The organism is Vibrio sp. T9 (assembly GCF_003123985.1).
GTDB lineage: Bacteria > Pseudomonadota > Gammaproteobacteria > Enterobacterales > Vibrionaceae > Vibrio > Vibrio diabolicus.
Window position 1 is genome coordinate 1 of the sequence record NZ_NIGY01000111.1, and the last position, 356, is coordinate 356.

Sequence of the window (356 nt, forward strand, 5' to 3'; positions counted from 1 at the left end):
CGCCGGCATCGCCCTGGTGCTGATGGGCTTCCTGCCGCTGGTGGAGATACTGCGCGTGCAGGTGGTGGGCTTTGCGGGCTTGGGCGTCGTGCTTTACGCGCTCGTGGCGAAGCGTCGCCTTCCGTTCGGGCTGCCTGGAGTACTCGGTGCGTTCATCGTCGGCGTGGTGCTTTATTACGTTCTTGGTCCCTCCGGCTTTCTCGGCAGCGGATATCACGCGCCCGGCGCGTGGCAGTGGCGCCTGGGTTTCCCGTTACCCACGATGGGCTTCATCGATGGCCTGCCGGCGACCATCCCTTATCTGCCGCTGATCCTGCCGTTCGGGCTGTTGATGGTGGTCGGAGGCATCAACGTGA

The 356-nt window shown here is 64.6% G+C and carries 1 protein-coding gene; it reads left to right on the forward strand.

The window, feature by feature from the left end; translation table 11 throughout:
- A partial coding sequence (locus CBX98_RS25670) for a hypothetical protein (RefSeq protein WP_197710256.1) occupies positions 1 to 356 on the forward strand: 356 nt, incomplete at both ends.